This is a genomic window from Bacteroides graminisolvens (assembly GCF_963666085.1).
GTDB lineage: Bacteria > Bacteroidota > Bacteroidia > Bacteroidales > Bacteroidaceae > Bacteroides > Bacteroides graminisolvens.
Genome location: NZ_OY762556.1, coordinates 2,760,647 through 2,784,588 on the forward strand (window position 1 = coordinate 2,760,647; position 23,942 = coordinate 2,784,588).

Sequence of the window (23,942 nt, forward strand, 5' to 3'; positions counted from 1 at the left end):
GTATTAAAAATAACCTTCTCTTTTTTTCTCTTCCATGCTTGCTTTGCCGTCAAAATCAATCAGTCGCCCTTGTCGTTCTGAAGTATTAACCAACAACATCTCTCGGACAATTTCGTCAATGGTTTCAGCGTCCGACTCTATTGCTCCTGTAAGTGGGTAGCAACCCAATGTACGAAAGCGTACTTTTTTGTATTTAACAACTTCGTCGGGTCTTAGTTTCATGCGTTCATCGTCTACCATAATAAGCATTCCGTCTCTTTCAACAACCGGACGAACCGTGGCAAAATAGAGTGGTACTATGGGAATTTTTTCTATTTGTATGTACCTCCAAATATCTAATTCCGTCCAGTTTGATAATGGAAATACACGTATGGATTCTCCCTTTTTTATCCGTGTATTGTATACATTCCATAGTTCCGGACGTTGATTCTTGGGATCCCATTGATGAAACTCATCCCGAAAACTGAATATTCGCTCTTTGGCTCTTGACTTTTCTTCGTCTCGGCGTGCTCCGCCAAATGCCGCATCAAAATGGTACTTATTCAGTGCCATTTTCAAAGCATCGGTTTTCATGATGCGTGTATGCATCTCTGATCCGTGCGTGAAAGGATTGATGTTCTGTTGTAGCCCCACGGGATTCGTGAACACAATCAAATCTAAGCCTATTTTGGTTTTCATACGCTCCCGGAAATCAATCATTTCTTTAAACTTCCAAGTCGTATCGACATGTAGCAACGGAAAAGGTATTTTGTCGGGGTAGAAAGCTTTTTGGGCCAACCTTAACATCACAGATGAGTCTTTGCCGATTGAGTAGAGCATCACCGGACGTTCAAACTCTGCTGCAACTTCGCGGATAATGTGAATGGCTTCAGCCTCCAGTTGCTTGATATGTAACATGGTGTGATTCATATTCATAGATTTATTTAATGAGAAACTTCCAAAGGGTTAAACATCCAAGCAAAAGTGTTGCCCAGCCAATACCTTTTCTAAGGGTATTTTCGGGAAGTATTTTAATAGTTTTTGCAGCAGGTATAACGCTTAATACAGATCCTAAACAAAGTGGTATTACGTAGAAATAGTTCAGAGTTCCCCCCAATGCGAAATAAGTCAATAATCCTACTAAACAGGTAAATCCTTCGCAGAGCGAAGTAACTACAATGGCCTGTTTGTCGGATATACCGGCGGTAATTTGTCCACCCGTAAGCAGTGGCCCGTATCCTCCACCTGATAGGCCTTTGTTGAACGCTGCGACCGTGCCAAGTGCCATTAGTTTTAATTTGCTGAAAGAAATTTGTTTGCCCCCATTGAAGTAAAAACTATACGTTATGTATAGGCCTATGGCTATAATCATTAGGCCGATATACAAGTTGGCGTATTGTTGTGCGATGCCTAAAAAATAAGAACCTAACAACGTGGCAATTATTACACCTAAAACAGAAGGTATTGCGAGATACAAAAATGCTGTTCTAATCTTTTTATCACTAATTAAATCGACATTTCCTTCCTTATGGTGCCTGATTCCGGCAAAGAACCCAGATAATAGTTCTGCAAATAAAATGGCGGGCACTATGTCTATTCTCACAGCACCCAAAGTTAATAGCAAAGGGGTAAGCGTTGTTCCGTAGCCCATACCCAGAGAACTGTCAATGTATTCGCAAAATGCAGATATAGCAAAGAGCAGAAAAATGATGATATATTCGGGCGGACCAATATGTTTGATATCGCTATTTGAGAAAAACAGAATTATAAGGCAGGCTATAATTAAGCAAAGCAGCCAAAGAAAAGAGGTTTTTTTGCTCCTGTCCATAAAGATTTATCCGGTTATTAATGGTATGTTTGTTTGACTTAATTTGTATGGCGTAAAGTTAATGCAATAATTTGAATTAATAAAACAATTATATGATTAATTATTAAATTAACTTTTGAGGGGCAATTATTTCGTTGCAGAGTGTTTTGCAGCTAGAGTTGTGAATGACAGTGACAATCGTCGAAATTATGTGTATGATCTGTGCGAGGGCTCGGCGAGCTTTCTTTAAGCCCAGACGAAACATGCTAAATGGCTGATAATCAGCTTTTGTTGTTATGCGTGTGCAATGCCATTATAGAGAGAGAGTATCATAGATACTCATAGCATCAAGTCTGAGCTATCATTTGGGGCTGATAGCCCAGACAAATTCTTTGGGTTATGAGCTATATACCTCGTGCCCTCCCGTCCATATAGCTCATGAGCACGGGCTATATATCTTACGACCCTTGGGGTATATAGCCCGTGACCTCTGAGGTATATAGCTAAGCGGTTATAATGGCTGAAAGGCTTGTTCAGAAGCCGTTGGCTTATGTTTTCGACTTGCGTTTGTAGGCAAATGCCTGCCAACGTTCTTCGGGTAGGTTTTGCTGTTGCATCTCGTAGCGGGCCATCACGAACAGCAAGTCAGACAGGCGATTCATGAAGCGCAGTATTTCGCCCGGTAGTTCATCCTGCCTGTTCAGTGTCCACAAGCGTCTTTCTGCCCTGCGGGCCACGGTGCGGGCAAACTGCAACTGCGCCGATGGCATTGTGCCTCCGGGCAAAACGAAGTAGTCGTTGTCGCGCAGCAACTCTTTCAACCGCTCAATTTCCTGTTCGCAGCGGATGGTCATGTCATCCGGAATTTGATTGGGATTCTCGTGTCGGATAGCTGCCGGAGTGGCTACGTGACTCATTACCACCATCAATTCCCGCTGAATGGTGTGCAGCGTATCCTGAAATTCATGATGGGGTGACAGTAAAGACCGCACGATGCCCAAAACGGCATTCAGCTCGTCCAGACAGCCATTGGCTTCAATGCGAATATCATCCTTCTCAACCCGGGTGCCACCGTGAATTCCGGTGCGTCCCTTATCGCCTCCTTTGGTGTATATCTTGCTCATTTTATGCAGATTAGGTTATTTCCATAAATCGAAAATGCACTGCTCGCCCCAGTACAGGTGCGTGTAGCCGGCGATAACGTTTTTGTAGCGTATCAGCGCTGTGTCTACCGGCGTGTTTCGGGCCGAATAAAGCTGGCAGTCACTCTCCATGGGGTTGCGCAGGCTTGAATAGTGAAACTCATGTCCGCGCCATGTTACGCCGTTGTACTCGCCCATCCGGTAGCCCAAGTGAAGTTTCATGTTCTCCATGGTGGCTTCCTGGTCTAAAACCCCCGCCATGGGGTACGAAATGCCATCCATGCCCGTTATGGAGTTGCACAGGTACATCATCCCTCCGCACTCAGCCAAAACCCGTCCGCCCGAAAGCGCGTAATCCCTAATGGACTGAATCATGCTTTTATTTGCGCTCAGTGGGCTTAAAAAGAATTCCGGGTATCCTCCTGGCAGATAGAGGAGATCTGCGCTTAGAGGAACGGAAAAGTGCCTTAGCGGGCTAAAGAACTCCACGCTACCATATTCTTTTAGCTGATTTATGTTTTCCTGATAGGTAAAATTGAAAGCTTCGTCATGCGCTACGGCAATTTTAAGTTTTCGGGGAGAACATGACGAAACGGGTGCGTATATGGGCTGTACGTTTTCCGTCTCTTTGCTGCAAATATTTAACAAATCATCTACCTGTATGTACTGTTCTATTGATGCGGCAATGCGGTCGGCAAACTCCTCGAAACGGAATTTTTCATCGAGTGTAAGGCCCAAATGACGCGACGGAATCTCAATGTCTTTTTGTCTCGGAAGGTACCCGAAGCAATGAACCCCTGCATCGGTACAGGCTTGTTTCAGGTAGCTGAAATGGCTTTCACCGGCTACTTGGTTAAAGATGACTCCGGCAATGCGCACCGTCGGATTGAAATGTTTGTATCCGTAAAGTATAGGAGCTACCGAGTAAGCCATGGAGCGGGCATTGAGAACCAGTACCACGGGAATTTGGAGCAGGGAGGCAATGGCAGCACTACTACCCTTCATACCATCGTATCCGTCGAACAACCCCATCACTCCTTCCGTGAGGCAAACATCGGCTTTGGCTCCGTAACGGCTGTAAAGCTCGCGCACATGTTCCTCGGAAGCCATCCATGTATCCAGATTCACCGAAGGGCATCCCGCAGCTAGTGCATGGTGCTGGGTGTCAATGTAATCGGGACCGCATTTAAACGGTTGCACCGCATACCCCCGTTTACTCAAAAGCCTGAGCAAACCCAGCGTGAGCGTTGTTTTTCCGCTGCCCGAAGAAGCGGCACCTATCAATATATGGGCATTCATTTGGTCTATCAATTTGAATTAATAAGATGCAAATATAAAATAAATTAATAACTTTGCGGCGCTTTGGTGATGTAACGAACATCCTGTTTGCTACATAAAAGGGAATCCGGTGAGAGTCCGGAGCAGTGCCCGCTACTGTAATCCCCTGCCCTTACGGGGCATCACCTGAAGAGCTTACTCGCTCACATGCCACTGTTTCTTATTGCATAATGAAACGGGAAGGCGCTCTTCAAGGGGAAAGTCAGGAAACCTGCCAGGCAATATAATGAATACAGCAATCCCGGGGTCAGGAATGCTATTTATTAACTACTTATCATATATCAATGAGGAAAAAATGCCTGCTTGCAATCCTTGTAGAAGGTTGCATTGTTATGAATTCGTTCGCGCAAGTAACGCTGAGCGGAAAAGTGATTGACGCAGAAAACGGACTACCCGTGAGGGGTGCCAACGTTCGTTTGGAACAAACTACTATCGGTTGTGCTACCAATGCCAAAGGAGAATTCACTCTCAGTAATGTGAAAGAAGGGGAACAAGTGCTCAGGGTGAGCTGCTTAAACTATGCTCCGCTTAGTCGGAAAATATCGGGCAGCAACTCCAATCTGGTACTAAAGTTGAAGAACGCGTACATCAACCTCGATCAGGTGGTTGTTACGGGTACCGGTACGCATCACAAGTTAAAGGACACTCCCGTACCCATTGAAGTGATGAGTGCCGCCGACATCAAGAAAGCCGGAATCACCGATTTTCAAACGGCCATGACCATGCTTCAGCCTTCGCTTTCTTTTTCAACCAATGCCATGGGGTCTTACCTGATGATGAACGGATTGAGCAACAAATACGTGCTCATTCTGGTGAATGGTAAGAAGCTGACGGGTGATACATCGAACAACATCGACCTGAGTCAGATCAACATGAACAACGTGAAGCGCATAGAGGTTTTGAAAGGAGCTGCTTCTGCTCTTTACGGCTCCGATGCCATTGCCGGGGTAATCAACATCATTACAGACAACCCCAAGAATTTGATTACCGTTACTTCGAATACGAAGATGGAGGAGCGCGGGCAGTTTACGCAGGGTGTCAATGTAGATGTTAACACCGGAAACTTCGGATCGTTCACTTCATACACCCGTCAGCAGTCGGATAGCTGGAAGCTGAGTTCGTACGACGAGGATGGTAACCTGACGGATAAGTTACCCGTGAATGCTTTTTATTCCGATGTGATTAATCAGAAATTTACCTACTCGCCTACCGCGGCTTTATCCATGTATGCCGAAGGCGGATACTATGACCGGATGACGAAGCGTCCCGTCAGTGCTTACACCTACAACATGAAATACGATGCGTACAATTTGGGTGCCGGTGCCAAATATTTACTGGGTAACTCATCATACCTCAGCTTGGATCTGACTAAAAACAACTACGTGTCATACTATAAATACCTCAAGGAGTCGGGCAATTTTAAGGAGGGTGATGAGAGCATGACCAAGAAACAAAACTACTACAACGCCAATTTGAAAGGAGTTTTCAAACATTCGGATGCTTTTAAAAGCATTGTGGGATTGGAGTATGTTACCGACGAGTTGAAGCGTCCCGATGCGAGTGTTGACGAAAGCGTATATACCGCTGCGGCTTTCTGGCAGGAAGAAATCAATATACTAAAGAACCTGCAGGCCATTGTGGGACTTCGTTATTCGCACCACGAAACTGCGGGCAACGGCTTTACTCCCAAGGCTTCGTTGATGTATAGTCTGGGCGACTTTAATTTCAGGGCTTCATACGCAGCGGGATTCCGTGCACCGGGCTTGGATGAACTATATTATTATACTTTTAAAACCAAAACCATTACGGCAGGTAGTACCGAACTAAAACCCGAGAAGAGTCATTACGGTTCTTTGAATGTAGAGTATGTGCACAACCGTTTCACCGCTTCGGTCAATGCTTATGTTAATTCCATAGAAGATATGATCAGTAGCAAAACGACAGCCCTTTCGTCTATGCCGGCTGATCAACAAGCGGCTATTCTGGAAAAAGCGACTGCCGTTTTCGGAGCTACCGAAATTAAAAACCTGAAGAATTACAAGGAGTATAAAAACTTCGATAAAGCGTTGGTGAAAGGTTTTGATGCCAATCTGAATGCAGCACTGGGTTACGGATTCATGCTGGGCGGCGGGTATTCTTTTGCATATGCCCGCGGAAAGGATGAAAGCGGATGGGCCAATATAGAGAGAAGCATTCGTCATACGGGTAGTGTTACAGCCAACTGGGCACATTCGTGGAAGGCGTATCAGCTTAACGTGAACCTCAACGGACGTGTACAGAGCAAACGTTTCCACCAGTCGGGCGATTTGGATGAATCGGCTCCCGGGTTTGGTCTTTGGAACCTGAATACACGACACACTTTTGATAAGTGGGATCATTTTATTTTGGAACCGGGCTTGGGTGTGAATAACATTTTCAATTACCGTGACGACCGTCCGTATGGAGTTAATTATGCATCGCTTACTCCGGGGCGTACCGTGTATGTGAGTCTGCTTCTTAAATTCAAGAAATAACCATGAGAAAATTCATCTTTTGTTTCGCAATTCTTTTTAGTGTCATGATGAAGGCTCACGAAGGAGGAAATTTTGTAGAGTCGGACATGCTTGCATCGCTCCAACCTGGCGATAAGGCGGCCTTGCTGGTAGTGCATTTCGGTACTACCTATCCTGAAACCCGCCAACGGACCATTGAAGCTATCAATCGAAAAATAGCGGATGCTTTTCCGCAACTGACAATACGTGAGGCCTGGACCTCACGTATTGTGATTAAGCGCATGGCTGCCCGTGGAGAAAAGATTTCTGTTCCTGCCCAAGCATTACAGCAATTGCACGCAGAAGGTTTTACGCACGTGGTGGTACAATCAACCAATATTATTGAGGGCATTGAGATGGAAGCTTTGCGGGGTGAGGTAGCTCAGGCTGCTTCACTTTTCAAAGACATCCGGGTGGGTAATCCCCTGCTCTATTCAGTTGACGACTACCGTCAGGTGCTTCAAACGGTAGTGCAGCACGCACCTGCTCGTAAAGAGGTTGTATTGGTGGGGCACGGTACATACACTCCCAGCACATCTACCTATGCCATGATGGATTATATGCTAAAGGCCAAAGGATATGCTAATTTTCACGTAGGTACTATTGAAGGCTATCCTTCTTTTGATGATATGTTGCAACAGCTCAAAGCCAGCGGAAAGAAAGAAGTTACACTGATGCCTTTCATGTTTGTTGCCGGTGATCATGCCAACAATGACATAGCTGTTGATTGGAAAGAGGCATTAGTAAAAGAAGGCTTTCGGGTAGATGTAATGATGCAGGGTTTGGGTGAGTTACTCCAGATTCAGGAGCAGTTTATGGAGCATGCCCGTTTTGCGCTGACTCATAAATTAATTGATATTAAAGACAAGAAGAAACAATACGCACAATCAGAAAATGAATAAAAACAGACGATAGTCAACTATGATAAATAAAATAATCTATTCAATTCACAGAATACTGGGCACTTTGCTCAGTATTCTGTTTCTAATGTGGTTTCTTACGGGTCTGGTTTTGATGTACCATACTTTTCCCAAGGTTAATAACAAACAGAAAACGAAGGTGCTCGATACTTTGTCGATTGCCCATTTACCTGATTTCAATTCGGTACTGCATCAGATTCCTGATTCGATGCTCGAAGGAACCATCAGACTGGATCAGTTCTTGGGCGAAACAAAGTTTCATGTACAAGCAGGCAAAACAGAATGTATAATACCTGCCGATTCATTGAAAACATTCTCTGAGGTTAACTGGAATTACATAAAGCAGACTGCTGAAAAGTGGTGTAGCGCCCAAGTGATCAGGGTTGACACATTAAGAAAACTAGATCAGTGGATACCGTTTGGGCAATTGAAGAAAGATTTCCCCATCTATAAATTCTATTACGATGATGAAGAGAATCACCAATTGTATATTTCATCCAAATCGGCAGATGTACTTCAGTTTACTACGTCCGATCAGCGTTTTTGGGCGTGGGTGGGCGCTATACCGCATTGGGTGTATTTTACAATCTTGCGGCAGGATAAAGACCTATGGGTGAAGTCGGTTGTGATCCTGTCTGCTCTGGGTATTCTAATGACAGTATCGGGCATTTGGGTAGGTATTGATGCTTATTTGCAGAGATACCGCCGACAAAAAACACTGGCTTCTCCTTATAAGAAGAAATGGTATTGGTGGCACCACGTTACCGGTGTGCTGTTTGGAATCTTTGTGCTTACATGGATCTTTAGCGGAATGATGTCTCTTGTCGACACCCCTTCGTGGTTAGGACGAACACGGAATGAATCTTCGGTCGATCGGGTTTTGTCTCACCGCAACGTTTCTTCTTTGAACTACAAACTTGATTACCGTACTGTAGTTAAGGCGTATAGCGGAAAAATAAAATCGGTGGAATGGGATAACTTCAGAAACATTCCATTGTACAATATCGTGACTGAGACGGATAAAGTAACGATAGATGCATCTGCCGATACGCTTCGAGTTTTACAATTAACAGAGCAGGATGTGTTAAGCGTAATCCATGAAATTCATGGCAACCATATTCCTAAAAATATATCGTTGCTTACTGAGTACGATGCTTACTATATTTCAAAGGCAGGACACCTCCCCTTACCTGTATATCGGGTTAACATTGATAATGAAGACAAGGATACTTACTATATCAATCCGGCTACAGGAAAGTATCGCCATGTGAATAATCACGATCGTTGGGGCTTCTGGATGTATCAGGGGTTGCACAGTTTAAAGATTAAGTTCTTGCTTGATTATCCGTGGGTGTGGACCCTTGTGATGTGGACATTACTAACCGGTGGAGCCGTTGTTTCGCTGAGTGGCGTAGTGCTTGGTTACAGATATGTGGCGCGCAAATGCCGAAAACTAAAGAGTTAATTTTATCTTTGCATATTCAGATAGAAAAAAATATGAAAAAAGGAAAAATCATAGTAGCCGGTATCGGACCGGGCAGTGAGGCCGACATAACCCCGGCTGTGCTCCATGCCGTTGCTCATGCCGATGTGGTGGTAGGCTATAAATATTATTTTCAGTTTATAAAGCCTTATCTTGCTCCCGACACGGTGTGTGTGGATACCGGCATGAAGAAAGAAAAACAGCGAGCCGAACAAGCGTTTGAATACGCTGATCAGGGAAAAACGGTTTGCGTCATCAGTTCGGGAGATGCCGGCATTTATGGCATGACTCCGCTGGTTTACGAAATGAAGAAGGAACGCCGCAGTGAGGTGGAAATTGTTTCATTGCCAGGCATTAGTGCTTTTCAGAAGGCAGCCAGTTTGCTGGGTGCGCCTGTGGGGCATGATTTCTGCGTCATCTCTCTGTCGGACCTGATGACTCCCTGGGAGAAGATTGAGAAAAGAATCATTGCGGCTGCAACAGCCGATTTTGTTACTGCTATATATAATCCCCGTAGTGAAGGGCGTTACTGGCAATTGCACCGATTGAAGGAGTTGTTCCTCGAAGCAGGTCGCTCGCCGGAAACACCTGTGGGACTGGTTCGTCAGGCGGGACGGGAAGAACAGCAGGTGAAGCTTACTACGCTGCATGATTTTCAACCCGATGATGCCGATATGTTTACCGTTGTGCTAGTGGGTAACTCACAATCCTACAATTGGCAGAACACGTTTATTACTCCCCGCGGTTATTACAAGGAAGATGCGGAAGAGGCCAACGGCATTGGACAACAGATTATGATTCGCAGTTTCCGTACCATTGAGGCCGAACTGAAAGACAAGAACATTCCCCTGGGACGTAAATGGGCTTTGCTGCATGCCATTCATACCACGGCAGATTTCGATATGGAAAAACTGCTTAAGATAGACGATAATACGGTGGAGAATCTCTATTCTCGCTTTGAAAAGAGAGAGATAAAGACAGTGGTGACGGATGTAACAATGGCTGCATCGGGCATTCGGAAAGGTGCTTTGCAACGCATGGGCGTGGAGGTGAAATGCTACTTGGGCGATGAACGGGTGGCTGCTCTGGCTGCCGAAAAAGGTATTACCCGCACACAGGCAGGTATTCGCCTAGCCGTTGAGGAACATCCCGATGCGCTGTATGTGTTTGGCAATGCCCCTACTGCACTGATGGAACTTTGCCTGCTTATCAAAAAGGGAAAGGCTGCTCCTGCGGGGGTTGTTGCTGCTCCGGTAGGCTTTGTACATGTAGAAGAATCCAAGCACATGCTGAAACCTTTTGCCGCTGTACCCAAACTAATTGTAGAGGGACGTAAAGGGGGCAGCAACCTGGCTGCTACGCTAGTCAACGCTATTTTGTGTTTCAATGATGCCGAACTGTTAAAGCCTGGAAGAGACGTATAGACATGGAACAGCAATTGTTTACAGTCATTGGGTTGAGTGACGGCAGGGAACTGTTTCTGCCTCCGCACATAGAGCGCATCATCCGTAACGGTGAGGTGTTCTCGGGTGGGGTGCGTCACAGACAGATTATGGAGAATCACTTACCACAGGGTGCTTTGTGGATAGACATAACCACACCGCTCGATGATGTGTTCCGGCAGTATGCTGGTCATTCTCACGTGGTGGTATTTGCTTCGGGTGATCCGTTGTTTTTTGGTTTTGCCACCACCATACAGAAGAGGCTTCCGCAGGCACGGGTGGTAACTTACCCTGCGTTCAACTCATTACAGATGTTGGCACATGAACTGACTATGCCTTACCACGACATGCAGGTGGTGTCGCTTACGGGGCGTCCGTGGCAAGAATTTGACAATGCGCTGATTCGCCGCACAGTTAAGATGGGGGTGCTGACCGACAGGGAGCATACGCCTGCTACTATTGCCGCGCGCATGTTATATTACGGCTACAGCGATTACACTTTGTTTGTAGGCGAATGTTTGGGTAACGAAGAAGAACAACGGATTCGTGCACTGAGTTTGGAGGAAGCTTCCAAAGAGTCGTTCAAACACCCAAATAACCTTATTCTGATGGCTCAAGGTGAAAGCAGACCCCGTTATTTCGGTATTCCCGATGGTGAGTTTGAGTTGCTTCACAACCGTGACAAGATGATTACCAAAGCTCCCCTGCGGCTGATGGATTTAAGTGTGTTGGGATTGCAAAACCGTCGTTCGTTTTGGGACGTTGGCTTTTGTACCGGGTCGGTGTCTATTGAGGCCCGATTGCAATTCCCTCACCTGCTCGTTACCTCCTTTGAAATCCGTCCCGAAGGCGAACAGTTGATGGAAGCTAACTCCCGTCGTTTCGGTGCTCCGGGTATACGGAGTGTGATAGGTGATTTCACTGTACAGGACTTATCTTCCCTACCCGCTCCCGATGCCGTATTTATAGGTGGTCACGGCGGTAAGCTCAAAGAGGTGATGGAACAAATCAGCCGGGTGTTACTGCCCGGAGGCATTGTGGTGTTCAACTCGGTGAGCGAAAACAGTTACCGTTTGTTTCTGGAAGCCGTGGAAACCACCCCATTGACCTTACAAAACGAGTGCCTCGTTGCACTCGATGATAATAACCCGATACGAATTTTAAGTGCCGTATTATGAAAAAGAAAACTGCCATTATATTGGTTTCTCCTTCCGGTTTACCCGTTGCGTCTGTCTTACAAAAAGAGTTGGAGCAGAGTACCGTTTATACTGCTGCTCCGGTAGAAGGTTGTACGCAAATTGACCATATAGCTGCTTTTGTGGAGCAAAGCTTCACAGGGTTCAGCACATTTATTTTTATTGGTGCCATGGGCATTTGTGTTCGTAGCATTGCTCCCTGCCTGGGGCACAAACATACGGATCCGGCAGTGATCAACGTTGACAGCACCGGCAAGTATGTGGTTTCCGTCCTTTCGGGACACGTGGGCGGTGCCAATGAGTTAACGCGTCACGTGGCATCTGTGCTTGGCGCCGAACCGGTTATTACCACGCAGAGTGATAATAGCGGACTGTGGGCGTTAGATTTGCTGCCGTCCTTATACCATTGGGTGGCTGAGCCGTGTGGTGCAAGCATGAACCAGCTTATTGCTGCTTTCGTGAACGGTGAACCTACTGCTTTGCTACTCGAGGTGAGAGATGCAGGTACCTCTTATCTGGAGCGTACCTTGCCGCCTCATGTACATGTATGCTACCGTTACGAGGACATTCCGGTTGCGGATGTTGGTTTGATTATAGCTGTTACCCCACGCATTTACACTGTGGATGTTCCGGTATTGTACTTCCGCCCCAAGGTGCTCCATTTGGGTATGGGATGCCGTAAGGAGGCTCATCCGCAGGGGGTGAGTGAGTATATAAAAGAGGAATTGGTAAAAAGCGGACTTTCTCCGTTGTCGGTTGTTAGCTTGTCGACCATTGACCTGAAGAAAGAGGAGCCTTTGCTGGCCAATCTTCAACAAAGTTTCGGGGTGAACGAGCTGCACATCTACTCGGGTGAAGAGTTGAATGAAGTAGCCGTACCGCACCCATCGGAAAAGGTTGATACGGTAACGGGCACATCCAGTGTAGCCGAAGCATCGGCCATTCTGGCATCGGGCGGTGGTGCTCTTTGTCTGGAAAAGCAGAAGGGAGTACTCACAGAGAACAGCCATTTTACTTTTGCAGTGGCTATGGATAGCAGTGCTTGTCGCGGCGGACATATTGAAATTGTGGGTGCCGGACCGGGTGATCCGGATCTTATTTCCGTCAAGGGGCGTCACTTTCTTGAAGAGGCCGATTTGATACTTTATGCCGGTAGTTTGGTACCTCGGGAGCTGACTTACTGTGCCAAGAAGGGAGCCACCGTGCGTAGTTCGGCTTCCCTTGCGCTCGAAGAACAGTTTGCTCTAATGAAGGAGTTTTACGACAGGGGGCAATTGGTGGTGCGTCTGCATACGGGAGATCCTTGTATTTACGGTGCCATACAAGAACAGATGGCCTTTTTCGATCAGTACGGCATGCGTTATCACATTACTCCGGGCATTTCATCGTTTCAGGCGGCAGCGGCAGCTTTACAGTCGCAATTCACCATTCCCGAGAAGGTACAAACCATCATTCTGACCCGTGGTGAGGGACGTACGCCCATGCCCGATAAAGAGAAACTGCATCTGCTGGCTCGTTCTCAGAGTACGATGTGTATCTTCCTGAGTGCCGGAGTGGTTGATCAGGTGCAAGCGGAGCTGTTACAACACTACCCGCCCACTACACCTGTGGCGGCATGTTATCACCTCACATGGAAAGACGAGCGCATCTACCGCGGTGAACTTCAAAACCTGGCATCCATCGTAAAGGAGAACAACCTGACGCTGACCACTATGATTGTGGTGGGCGATGCCATTGACAACCGGGAAGGATTGTCGAAATTATACTCGCACAAGTTTACTCATTTGTTCCGTAAAGGAACGGAAGGAGATGCAAAATGATTCTGGTTTTAGGCGGTACTACGGAAGGTAGAAAGGCGGTTGAGGTGCTTGAAGAGGCGGCACAGCCATACTTTTATTCTACCAAGGGCGAAGTGCAACAAGTGGCTTCTCCTCACGGAACACGCATTACGGGGGCGCTGGATGCAGCCTCTATGCTTGCTTTCTGCAAAGAGCACGGCATTCGTTTGCTGGTAGATGCCGCCCACCCTTTTGCTGAAAATCTTCACTGCACCGTAGCGGATGTTTCCGGCGAGCTGGACATCCCGGTAGTCCGCTACGAGAGGCAGTATCCTCCGAAAGACAATGACTTGGTGTGGTGCAATGATTACCAGGATGCCATGCAGCAGATGGAGGCAGCTGGAGTAGATCGTTTGCTGGCGCTCACCGGGGTACAAACCATCGGTAAATTGGCTCCTTTTTGGCAAAAGCATCTTTGTTGGTTTCGGGTATTGGACCGGGAAGAGTCGCTGCAACTAGCTGTGAAACAAGGTTTTCCGGCCGAAAGAGTTCTTTTCTACCAACCCGGTGGTGACGAGAGTGAAGTGTTGAATCAGCTGCATCCGCAGGCAATCATAACCAAAGAGAGTGGTGCAAGCGGTGGATTTAATGAAAAAATAGAAGCAGCCCGCCAAGCGGGTGTGAAGGTTTTTGTGGTGAAAAGGCCTGAATTGTCGCCCGACTTTCGGTTAGTAGACGGTCCGCACGGTCTGCGTAGGACTGTAGAGCAGCTCTTGCCGGGGTTCTATCCGCTTCGTACGGGTTACACCACAGGCAGTTGTGCCACGGCAGCATCTTTAGCTGCATTAAAAAAGTGGCTGGGGGAAGCTGTTGCGCATGTATCCATCTTTTTACCCGACGGAGAAAGCATCTCCATTCAAGCTGAAGCTCGTCTACTTAGTGATTATTCGGCTATGGGCTGTGTTGTGAAAGATGCAGGCGATGACCCCGATATAACCAGTGGAACAGAGATTTGGTCGACCGTGGAATACCGTCCTTCAGCCGGTCAACTCGAAATCGACATTCAGGGTGGTCAGGGCGTGGGACGCGTTACCCTGCCCGGATTGGGACTTGAAGTGGGCGGTGCGGCTATCAACCAAACTCCCCGCCGGATGATAGAAGAAAATCTTCGCTATCACCTTCGTCAACAAGGTATTACGACGGGAACCATTACTGTAACCATTGCCGTTCCGCAAGGAGAAGAGTTGGCAAAGAAAACATTCAATCCTCGTTTGGGCATTGAGGGAGGCATCTCCATCATTGGTACGTCGGGCATTGTGAAGCCCTTTTCTTCAGAAGCATTCGTTAACTCCATTCGCAAGCAGGTTGAAATGGTTCAGGCGTTGAAGGTGGAACGTTTGGTCATCAATTCGGGTGCCAAGAGTGAGAAGTACGTGCGCAAGCTCTACCCTCACCTGCCCTCACAAGCTTTTGTGCATTACGGTAACTTCATTGGTGAAACGATTCGTGTGGCTCACGAGGTGGGCTTGCCCCGGGTAACCATGGGTATTATGATTGGCAAGGCGGTGAAGCTGGCCGAAGGTTCGCTTGATACGCATAGCAAGCACAGTACCATGAACAAGTTGTTTTTGCAAGACATGGCACAACAGGCAGGATGCTCAGCGGATGCTGTGGCTGCCATTGATTCCATCACGTTAGCACGTGAGCTGTGGAGTCTGTTTCATGCCGACGATCATAAACGGTTCTTTACTTCGCTGTTACAGGCATGTCACCTGCACGCCGATGTGCTGCTTCCTCAGGGCGAACTGACTATTTTGTTGCTTACGGAAGAAGGGGATGTTTATTGATGCGGAATTAACTTAGCGCATATGTAATTCCGGCTACACGGGTTGTTTTGTTCCTCATAAAAAGTATAAAAAGAAGTATCACCAAGTATCACCAACTTTTTTGGCGATGATTCCTTATAGACATATATCTGTTTATTGTTTTTATATAGGGCTTTTCGTTAGTTCCTTTATGTATTTATTTTGCGTATTGGCCGTTTTTGTTACATTCGAAACACCGCGGTTTGTGCCCCAATAATAACCTGATAAAATAACCACAATGATTTGGAATTGACAGTATAATGTATTATCTTTGTACTTATAATCTTATAGTATATTCAAATTATTATAGGCGCAAAGGCAGGAGCTCATACTCTTGCCTTTTTTTATGCCTTAACGGTTTATTATTGCATTAATACGGTATCTCGCGCCGGTTTGCACGGTAGCAAAAGGCTCCTGAGAAACCGTCTTACGGCGAAGAGACGGTTGCTCATGACCCAAAAGACGGTTTATGATTTAAAATTGCTCGTTATCTTTTTGAAAAAGTCGGTTATGTTTTTCAAAAAGTTGGTTATGTTTTACCAAAGTCTTGCTGTTCCTTGTTGCTTCCCGGTTTACCCGTTAATAATATATAAAACTGCTCTTGACAAGATTTGCCTGATTCATGATCTCAAGGGGTGAATTTGTAAAAAGAAAGTAGCGTATTTCACAATACACCACCCTCACCAGTTGTCTGAATTCACATGAGTATCTATATTATAATTGCTATTCAGCTGTTTTTATTGAATAGATAGTATCGTCTGGAAAGACGAATTTAATAGAATCACATGCCGATACTATTTTAGTTTCCTGAAATAGATAGTCTTTATGTATCTTCTCAGCATCCCACGAACGATTACTTAGATAAATGCGATATTCATAAATACAGCCGGCATAAAGCAGAGGTACCACAAAATCAAGAGTATCCAATACATCTTTTTGATAAGAAAAATCATTCATGAATCTGGTATAATTTTCATTAGGATAATAAACCCGTAAACAAAATTCCGCCATTTCATAACTGTTCTCATTCGTCGCATTGTGCTTCTTGATAAATCGAAATACACTGTTCTCCTTAACTGCCGGAACAGGCGAATTTTCGTCATTGCTACTACTACAACTAGCAAAAACAAGAATCAATAATACAGATAGATATTTAATCATAATTTAAATACTCTCTATTGATATGAAAATTATTCCTTTCTTAAGCTTATCGGCACTTCTAAAATTGAAAAAGAAGGCAGCGTACTTCACAATGCACCACCCTCACCAGTTGTCTGAATTCACATGAGTATCTATCGTCATGTATCGGATAATACTTGCTAATATATTTTCTAAATAGAGCCTCTCCGTAGCTTACGCTTAAACCACGGAGGGCACATTTACCTAAAAACTAGGTAGTGAAAAAGAAAACACATCAAAAAAATATTAGCGAATAATATATTTGTAAAACGAATCATCTTAGAATTTTCCTATTAACAGGAGACATTTTCCTAAGGTATAGAGAAAACAGACTCTCAGTTATTTAGGAATTAAATACACCTAATCAATCTTACTTAAAGTGAAAGCTTAATAACTCACTTCAATTATTCCCAAGCAGTACCAAAAACATAATTAAACCTATATGTAGTAGGGGCAGCCATTTGACAAGTCGCAAATTTATTTATAGCCTTAAAGCCTGTCACTGAATCAAAAGAAGAACTTCCCGTTTGAAAAGTAATTAAACCTGCTCTACTTGTGTGTTGAGCAAGCATTACTCCTGTAGCCAAATCTGTAATATCACAACAAAAATAGGCTGTTCTAGTACTCGCTGGAAAAAAGTGATTTAAATTCAACTCCACATAAGAACTAAGTTTTCCTTCTTCTAGAGTAATAGAACCAACTGAATCCCATGTTCTAAAGTCTGTAGATGTAAATATATCTACTTTCGCTGAATTCCCTATTCCCTCAATACCATTATAGAAAAAACGCACTTTAATTCGGCTCGATTCAGATGGATCTTCATCCTCCACCGTGGGTGACAAAGAAATAGTTGATCCTGGCAATTGGATTAAAGAAATTACTCCATTCTCAATTGTGACCTCCTTTTCTAATTCCGGTGTTGTCTCATCATTCCTATAAACTCTCAGTACCCCGGATGTTTGTTCTCGAGGCACAATAATTCCTGTATTTTGTTTGATTGTGTCATTATCAAACGTCATTTTATAGTCAATGTTAGCATCTGCCTGCCACTCTATTTTTACCGTAAAGGAAACATATCCGGCATCAGTATATTCTCCTTCTGTATCACAACCAGACAATATTAATATAAAAAAATACAGAATAAGTGATTTTACATTCTTCATTTAGTCTAATTTTAAATAAAAGAGCAGAGTCGTTTGCGGAAATAATCCGCAAACGTTACTGTTCTTTTATTACTTAAAAAATTATCATACAATATTTATCTTACCCAAGTAGCACTTGCCCAAGTATCTTCAGTGCTAGAGAAAGCTCCTTTATAGGTTGTTGAAGTGAAAAAGTTAGCATCTAAACCTGTAAAATCTGCTCCAGTAAGGGCAGGAGCACTAAACGCTGCTAAAGCAAAAGTACTCTGATATCCACCCCAAGCGTCAAATAAACCATTAGCGCTACTTGCAACCAATGAATTATTCACATTAGTAAATGTGCCACTATTTGAGCTACTTACAATTTCATTTCCAGATGGTTCAGAAGATATTACATTATAGGTAAGCACACTATTATCTAATTGTACTTGTGGCTCATCAGTAAAATAAATTCCTTTAGGGAAACCGTACAAAACACTATTTCTCAGAGTGAATAGAGTTCCTCTACGGAAGTTAGCAGCAGATTTCAAAGCAACACCAGCACTAGTTTTACCTGTAGAAGTACCTACAATAGTAAGGTTACTCAATACAGGATGCGTATAAGGAGTGTGAGTAGCATTGTATGGATTTTCATTATCGCACTCAATACCATTGGGATCTGAAGAGTAAGTCAATGAAGGATCAATAGTTGCTACAGCAAATTGAATTTTGCCTCTGTAACCAAAGTCAAAATCAAACGCATCATCATCACAAGCAGTTGCAATAAGATACTTACAATTAACTGCACCACCGAAGAATTCGAAAGCGTCATCTGCTCCGTGGTATGCTTGGCAATGTTCAACAGTTGTCAATGAGCCTACGCCACCAAAAGTAAAGGCATTCAATTCATTTGCATCTGCGATAGAGGCTCCTGCATTTTCCACACGTACATATTTTAATGTACCGGAACTTACGTTATTAAGTGCATTAATTTGAGCCTCAGTCATTCCCTGAGCTGGAGTACCATAAGTAATGTCATTACCTGCAGCCTGAACAGAGGTAATACCTTCGATGGTTTTTGCTGTACTCTGGTTAATAGCTCCCGTACCAAGAAGTACAAGTCCGCCCCATGCCCCTTTGGTATCAGTTTCACCTTTGAAGATAATAGTACCATTGGTACCATCTGCATTAATTGTACCGGTTTTAGTAATAATCAAAGCAGAAGCTAGTTCAGCAGTGCTCTTTGCTTTACCGATAATTGTTGTTCCTGCAGCAATGTTCAGGGTTCCGTTAACTAAAAACACTTTACCATCCAAATAGACGGTTCCACTCCAATTATTAGTACCCGTAATAACGCCGGAAACAGTAATTGACTGAGTAGCACGCGTGTCTACACTACTTAACTCAGAATCATTGGAACAAGAAATCATTGTTACGCTGGCAAATAGTACTGATAAAAGTACCAAACTTTGCTTCAAGAGAAATTTTTTCATAAAATCTTTTTGTTTAAATAAAAAATAAAACTCAAATAAACATTTAAACTTAAATTGTATCTACTTCTTGACAGAGAACGAAAAGCGTGCATTACGTCTAATGTTTGCTTCCCATGAGTACATTTCACTATATAGAAAATATATACATTTTTTCATGCTATTAAAATTTGTAACCGATTGAGAAAGAAAGATTAACTCCCCGCTTGATTCGGCTCATCACCCAATCGCCGGTATTATAATCCATACCTAAATTAGTTCGATTTAAATATCCATCATCCGAGGCATCACCACTCATTTCATAACCACAATTTCGATATATAATAATGTCTTGGTTTAGTAGGTCACTAGCATTAAATTTCAGTTCAAGCTTATCTTTCAGGAGACGGGTGGATAATTGTAAATCAAGCACATCACGCGGATTTTCGTATTGGTCATACTTGTCCGCTTCTCCGGCAAAGACCAATCTTCGTCCCGTTCGTCCATAATTCAATGCTGCCCCTATTTGTTTTCCGTCATAGGCAAGCCCCAAATTAACCGTGTAAGGTGCCAGCCCTTGCAAAGGACGATTACGATCTTCCGTGTATATTTTCTGCGTAACTCCCGTTGCTGCAACCAATTTGTCATAATTATAGGTTACGTTTCCTTTTATTAAGGTAGCATTCCCACTTACATAAATGTCTTTTAAAAATGTGCTGACTCCAATAAAGCCGAGTGATTTACGAATATTAAATTCAATCCCTTTGACCGTAGCATCATCCAAGTTAAATGCAAACTGATGATAAGAGTTTCCATCACTTAACATATACGAAACCATCTCGACCGGATCTTTAAATTTCTTATAAAATCCGCTGACAGAGATTATCTCACCGGCACGCGGATACCATTCAAGACGTAAGTCAAAATTATCTGTCTGTGACTGCTTTATAGCTCCTAGCCCAACTACTGTCATGCGATCATCTACATTGTAGTATTCAGTAGGGGTCATCTCCCTGAAGTCTGCCCGGGCAAGGGTACGGCTGTAAGCCAGACGGACATTTACTTCATTCGTTATATTATATACAACTGTTGCTGCCGGAAGCCAATCCTTTTTCTCTACAGTAATGAGGCTATCTCTATACTTGAAACCGCTTCCATCATCCTCATAGCTATGATACTTGGTATGCACTTCTGTTTTAGCATCTTCCATGCGAAACCCGGTTGTAAAGTGTAATTTGCGAAAGAAAGAAAATTCACCCATCAGATAAGCGGCATGGATGGTTTGCTTGCCGTCATAAAAATCGATGCCGTCACCTTTCCCACCCTGTACATATTTCAAAACTCCACTTGAAAAGCTTTCGGAAGCAAAATAATCTTGTATGGGAGAGCCATAAAGAGGAGTCGATCTATCAACAACGCCGTCAGCTTTGAGATATTGTTGTTCAAAATCCGAAGAACGGAACGTACCCATATAGCCGGCCTTGAGTCGTTGAGGATTACCTGCTACCACAAATGGGTATTCCAGATTACCACCAACTGTTTTCTTAGTCTCTTTCAACTCACTATACATGATATGGCTGTCATTCAAATTGACTCCACCAAACTGAGTGGACCATCCCCAATCAACAAAAGATTCTCCATCGGCATTTTCACTTAACACAGCTCCTTTCGCGTAGCGATCGTCCGGATTGGTTCGCTTCACCTTGTTATAAGAGCCGTTCCAAGTAAAGATTAGCTTCTTATTGAACAGATAATGTTCACCGTCCAACTGGGTTTGTATCAAATTGGAGATTAAAGGCACGCTATATTGTTCGTAAGCTTTTGACGTATTTTCATACGTATTATAATAGATATTGATATATCGTTCCATATTGGTATGCGTAAAGCGATTGTTGTACAGATTGCGCCATGTGATGCGATGATTAGGCATCTCCCACCCTATATTAGCCACCGCACCGGTGGAGGTAACAAACTTATAGCGATGAGAAGTTTTGTAGATGCTATCGCGCGTTATCATGTGCGCCTCCTTTATTTCGTCCGTGGTTTGCTCGTTACGGTAAGTGACAGCCGTCACAAAGCCCAACTTTTGGTTGTTGCCCAAATCAAGCGGAAGTCCCCAAGTCAGGCTATAATTTTGCATGGGAGAAGCGCTGTATTTCTTAAAACCATAACTGTTCATTTGAGACGCATTCTGGATGTTCTGCTCTCTTATATCTTCACCCTTCCCCACATACCATTGGCGTTTGTCTTTTTCGCCAAACAACCAGTCGGAGCCGTAACGTTTGGCACTCAAGAAATCTTTTCCCGTGCTTTGCGTGTTCATACCTGTACCCAGAGTAACAGTAAAGAAGCTTTTTTGAGGCACTGAAAGCGTTTGCACCTCTACTAAACCACCGGTAAACTCTCCCGGAAGATCAGGGGTAAAGGTCTTGGAGATCGTTACATTATCTATCAGGTTAGAAGGTATGACATCAAAAGCGAAGTTGCGACGGTTAGGTTCTGTAGAAGGGAGCGTAGCACCGTTGAGTTGCACGTTGTTGTATCTTTCGCCCATACCGCGAATGGTTACATATTTGCCATTATCAATAGTAACCCCACTGACTCTTTTGAGCACTTGCGCCACATTGTTATCGCTGGTTTTCTTTATCAGGTCGGCGCTTACACCGTCGCTCATGGCAGTCATGGTTTTTTGCTTGGCATAGAGCCCTTTGGCAGAGGCATCGTTATATTCAGCTGTTACCACTACTTCACCCAACTCTTCGCTGGCTTCCTTCATCACAAGGTCTAGCTCCGTGGTGCGTGCCGGGTTAATCTTTACTTGCGTAATCTTTTGTGTTTCGAAAGAAAGATAACTGGCTTCTACCGTTACCGTGCCAACAGGAACTGTTTTCAGCGTATATTTTCCTTCAATATTGGTCACTGTGCCTAGCTGTGTGTTGGGTATTCGTACCGTGGCACCTACCAGTGGTTCGCCTTTCTGGTCGAGGATAAACCCTGAGAGGGTACCCGTATCGGTCGACTTTGTTTTTTTCTTGTTGTCGTCATCTGATTTGTAAATGATGTAAGAATTATTGTCGTATTTAAACGTGTAACCTGTTGTATTGAGGCTGCTGGTTAGTAATTGCTCTAAATTATGATTGTTGGCAATTAACGCAGGTACAACAACATTACCTACTTGGGTGGCATCAAATGTAATTGTTTTGTCGGTAATTTCTGCCAATTGTTTGATGCGTGCAGAGAGCTTTTCTTGTGGAAACTTTCGTTTAATAAGTTGTGCATAGGTACCTAACGGACTCCATAATAACAGGGCCGAAAGTAACACGGCAAAATGCAGATTAGTTTGTTTAATACTACTTTTCATCACGTTTATGAGTTTATTAATTTTGATATGAATAATTTTATTTTATTTCTATTTCTTCTTGTAATTTACGGAACACAATGACTTGTTCTCCCTCTATCTTGTATTGTGTGCCATATACCAGCATCAACCGTTCCATCACTTGGTTCAGTGTTGCATTGGAAGCGAACTCTGAATTGAAGCACACGTTGGTGCCTAATGCCTGTTTTTCAATCACCAGTTCTTTGTTGAATGCTTGTTTGATGCGCATAGCTATCTCTTTTTCGTTAGCATCAACCCATACTATTTTTCCGTCAATCCACCCGGCAGAAGATTGCCAGCTCCTATCCCGAACGGTATATTTACCGGTTATTTTGTTGTATAGAAGTTGTTTGTTTGCTGTGAGCATGGCTATTTGCTTACCTTCTGTACTAACCGACACAACTCCCGTGCGTACGGTTATAGTGCTGACATCTAACTCCGGATAATCACAAATAGTAAAAGAGGTTCCTTTTACCTGAGTTTGTAGTACACTATGTGCTATAATAAATGGTTTTTGTGTGTTTTTAGCTACTTCAAAAAAGATCTCTCCCGTCATTTCAACTTTACGAGAATGGTGGTTGAAATCACGACTAAGTGTCAGGCGGCTATCACGATTCATTTGTATGTGGGTGTTATCGGGCAACTGTTCACTAATTATATTATGATTTGATTGTAGCACTTCATTTGGTGTGTAATACTGAAATAAAACGAAGCAAAACATAATAGCAATCATGGCAGCCACACCAACGTATAAAGAAGTTGCTAGTTTTGATTTTTGTGGCTTAGGTGTATGTTGAGTATGAGCAGTGTTAATCATTGCTTCATATTCAGCTAACTTTACTTCCGGTTGTTGTGCTACAAGTTTCCAGTCGCTTTGAGGAAACTCCTGACTGATGGCTACTTTTCTGTAAATCCGTTCGTTTACTTGAGTAAGAACTGAAAAGGGTAGTTCTTGAAATTGTTCGCCGTTAAAGGAGTTACCTTCTTCTGCGCGCCAACTTTCTATAACTTCTCTTTCGCGGTCGGTAGCTTCTCCTCTGACATAACGACGTAATAAGGTGTGTACGAACAAAAATCGTCTTACTCGCCATTCAGGAGTGCTTCCTTTCATCATTTCTCTGGTCCGTTTTTCAATTTTACGGTTTATCATATCTATAAATTTTAAAATGTTTCTTTGTTATCGTCTATATAGATATACGATATGAGAAGACCGGAATGGGAATGAAAAGCAATTAAGATTCGGTTACATTTTTCCAAGTAAAGAACTTAACATCTTTGTAACAATGAATATGAAATAAACATTGTAGTTTTGT

The 23,942-nt window shown here is 43.9% G+C and carries 16 protein-coding genes and 1 riboswitch; of the genes, 7 read left to right on the forward strand and 9 right to left on the reverse strand.

The genetic code is table 11. The annotated features are described in order from the left end of the window. Positions 1-3 precede the first annotated feature (3 nt). From cysD to ACKPCE_RS11770, 4 genes are all read right to left on the reverse strand, one after another. Positions 4-915, reverse strand: a complete 912-nt coding sequence (cysD, locus tag ACKPCE_RS11755) for a sulfate adenylyltransferase subunit CysD (protein ID WP_319505325.1) — start codon at positions 913-915, stop codon at positions 4-6. A gap of 4 nt (positions 916-919) precedes the next feature. Continuing rightward, a complete protein-coding gene (locus ACKPCE_RS11760) occupies positions 920-1,807 on the reverse strand; it encodes a sulfite exporter TauE/SafE family protein (RefSeq protein WP_319505326.1) in 888 nt (295 codons plus the stop codon). A gap of 527 nt (positions 1,808-2,334) precedes the next feature. Then, the gene (locus ACKPCE_RS11765; RefSeq protein ID WP_319505327.1) at positions 2,335-2,910 is read right to left on the reverse strand and encodes a cob(I)yrinic acid a,c-diamide adenosyltransferase; all 576 of its coding nucleotides are present in this window, start codon (positions 2,908-2,910) and stop codon (positions 2,335-2,337) included. A 15-nt stretch (positions 2,911-2,925) separates the two neighbouring features. Beyond that, complete coding sequence (locus ACKPCE_RS11770; RefSeq protein ID WP_319505328.1) at positions 2,926-4,227, reverse strand: cobyrinic acid a,c-diamide synthase CobB; 1,302 nt, start codon at positions 4,225-4,227, stop codon at positions 2,926-2,928. Between the two features lie 46 nt (positions 4,228-4,273). Further along, a riboswitch (cobalamin riboswitch) is annotated at positions 4,274-4,499 on the forward strand. 99 nt (positions 4,500-4,598) lie between these two features. Here ACKPCE_RS11770 and ACKPCE_RS11775 point away from each other — a divergent pair. The 7 genes from ACKPCE_RS11775 to cbiD are packed head-to-tail and all read left to right on the forward strand — an operon-like array spanning position 4,599 to position 15,463. After that, positions 4,599-6,779 (forward strand): TonB-dependent receptor, encoded by a 2,181-nt coding sequence (locus tag ACKPCE_RS11775; protein WP_319505329.1) that lies wholly within the window; start codon positions 4,599-4,601, stop codon positions 6,777-6,779. A 2-nt stretch (positions 6,780-6,781) separates the two neighbouring features. Then, positions 6,782-7,699 carry a sirohydrochlorin cobaltochelatase gene (locus tag ACKPCE_RS11780; RefSeq protein ID WP_319505330.1) on the forward strand — a complete coding sequence of 306 codons (918 nt, stop codon included), beginning with the start codon at positions 6,782-6,784 and terminating at the stop codon, positions 7,697-7,699. Between the two features lie 19 nt (positions 7,700-7,718). Continuing rightward, positions 7,719-9,182, forward strand: a complete 1,464-nt coding sequence (locus ACKPCE_RS11785; protein ID WP_319505331.1) for a PepSY-associated transmembrane domain-containing protein — start codon at positions 7,719-7,721, stop codon at positions 9,180-9,182. Between the two features lie 32 nt (positions 9,183-9,214). Continuing rightward, positions 9,215-10,624: a precorrin-3B C(17)-methyltransferase gene (gene cobJ / locus ACKPCE_RS11790; RefSeq protein WP_319505332.1), complete on the forward strand. Its 1,410-nt coding sequence runs from the start codon at positions 9,215-9,217 to the stop codon at positions 10,622-10,624. A 2-nt stretch (positions 10,625-10,626) separates the two neighbouring features. Then, a complete protein-coding gene (gene cbiE, locus ACKPCE_RS11795) occupies positions 10,627-11,820 on the forward strand; it encodes a precorrin-6y C5,15-methyltransferase (decarboxylating) subunit CbiE (RefSeq protein ID WP_319505333.1) in 1,194 nt (397 codons plus the stop codon). Then, a complete protein-coding gene (gene cobM, locus ACKPCE_RS11800; protein WP_319505334.1) occupies positions 11,817-13,658 on the forward strand; it encodes a precorrin-4 C(11)-methyltransferase in 1,842 nt (613 codons plus the stop codon). Before cbiE ends, cobM begins: the two co-directional genes overlap by 4 nt. Beyond that, complete coding sequence (cbiD, locus tag ACKPCE_RS11805; RefSeq protein ID WP_319505335.1) at positions 13,655-15,463, forward strand: cobalt-precorrin-5B (C(1))-methyltransferase CbiD; 1,809 nt, start codon at positions 13,655-13,657, stop codon at positions 15,461-15,463. The genes cobM and cbiD overlap by 4 nt, the downstream gene beginning before the upstream one ends. 741 nt (positions 15,464-16,204) lie before the next feature. On the opposite strand, the gene ACKPCE_RS11810 is transcribed toward cbiD, so the two are convergent. From ACKPCE_RS11810 to ACKPCE_RS11830, 5 genes are all read right to left on the reverse strand, one after another. Next, on the reverse strand, positions 16,205-16,642 hold the full coding sequence (locus ACKPCE_RS11810) for a hypothetical protein (RefSeq protein ID WP_319505336.1): 438 nt from the start codon (positions 16,640-16,642) through the stop codon (positions 16,205-16,207). A gap of 422 nt (positions 16,643-17,064) precedes the next feature. Next, on the reverse strand, positions 17,065-17,823 hold the full coding sequence (locus tag ACKPCE_RS11815; RefSeq protein WP_319505337.1) for a hypothetical protein: 759 nt from the start codon (positions 17,821-17,823) through the stop codon (positions 17,065-17,067). Positions 17,824-17,918: 95 nt separating this feature from the next. Further along, on the reverse strand, positions 17,919-19,274 hold the full coding sequence (locus tag ACKPCE_RS11820; RefSeq protein ID WP_319505338.1) for a beta-helix domain-containing protein: 1,356 nt from the start codon (positions 19,272-19,274) through the stop codon (positions 17,919-17,921). A 160-nt stretch (positions 19,275-19,434) separates the two neighbouring features. Continuing rightward, a complete protein-coding gene (locus ACKPCE_RS11825) occupies positions 19,435-22,611 on the reverse strand; it encodes a TonB-dependent receptor (RefSeq protein ID WP_319505339.1) in 3,177 nt (1,058 codons plus the stop codon). Positions 22,612-22,648: 37 nt separating this feature from the next. Further along, positions 22,649-23,779: a FecR family protein gene (locus tag ACKPCE_RS11830; protein WP_319505340.1), complete on the reverse strand. Its 1,131-nt coding sequence runs from the start codon at positions 23,777-23,779 to the stop codon at positions 22,649-22,651. Positions 23,780-23,942 lie beyond the last annotated feature (163 nt).